The sequence below is a fragment of the Streptomyces sp. NH27 genome, assembly GCF_056859195.1.
Map to the genome: position 1 here is coordinate 1 of NZ_JACEGK010000981.1, position 1,089 is coordinate 1,089.

1 protein-coding gene is annotated in these 1,089 nt (G+C 77.7%); it reads right to left on the bottom strand.

The genetic code is table 11. From position 1 onward, the window contains the following. On the bottom strand, positions 1-1,086 hold a 1,086-nt coding region (locus AC13HU_RS37535), incomplete at its 3' end, for a serine/threonine-protein kinase (protein WP_483046482.1). Positions 1,087-1,089 lie beyond the last annotated feature (3 nt).

The following is a 1,089-nucleotide window of genomic DNA, read 5'->3' on the forward strand; positions in this document are numbered from 1 at the left end:
CGGGGCCGGGGTCGGGACGGGCGTCGGGACGGGCGTCGGGTCGGGAGCGGAGAACGACGGCGGCGCGGCGTACCCGTAACCGGCCGCCGGGGCGTACGGCGAGGGCGGTGCGTACGGCGAGGGCGGCTGCGGGGCCAAGGGCGCAGGGGTCACCGGGGGCGCAGGGGCGTAGCCGGGCATCGGGGGAACCGGCGGGACGGGTGCGGCGGCAGCGGCGTCGGCGACCGGGCCGTGCGGACCACCCGTGGCGGCCGGCTCCGGTCCGGCGTCCGGCCGACCGTCCGGCCCACCATCCCCTCCGGCGTCCGGTCCGCCCGCCGGGTCGAACCAGTCCAGCAGCCGTTCCGTATCCGGCCTGCGCCCCGGGTCCTTGTCCAGGCAGGCCGCCACGATCGGCCGCAGCGGCTCGGGCACCGCGCTGAGATCGGCCTCGTGGTGCACCGAGCGGTACATCAGCGCGACCGGCGTGCCGCCGCCGAACGCGGAGCCGCCCGCGGCCGCGACCAGTACCGCGCCGAGCGCGAACACGTCGGCGGAAGGCCCGACTTCGCGACCCTCCGCCTGCTCGGGCGCGAGGAACCCGGGGGTGCCGAACGCCGTACCCGTCACCGTCAGCCGGGTGTTCTCCACCGCCCGGGCGATACCGAAGTCCAGCACCCGCGGCCCGTCCTCGGCCATCACGATGTTCGCCGGCTTCAGATCCCGGTGCACCAGCCCGCAGCGGTGGATCGCCTGCAACGCCTCCGCGAGCGCCGCCCCCAGCCCGCGCAGCCGCTCCTCGTCCATCGGCCCCTGCTCCGCCACCAACCGCGCGAGCGTCGGCCCCGCCACGTACGCGGTCGCCAGCCACGGCGCCTCCGCCTCCGGGTCCGCGTCCACCACCTGCGCGGTGTGGAACCCCCCGACGCTGCGCGCCGCCGCCACCTCCGCCCGGAACCGCTCCCGGAACACCGCGTCCGCCGCCAGCTCCGCGCGGGCCACCTTCACCGCCACCAGCCGCCCGCCGCGGGACCGGGCCAGCCACACCACCCCCATGCCGCCCTCGCCGAGCCGCCGCACAACGCTGTACCCACCAATGCGTTCCAACTC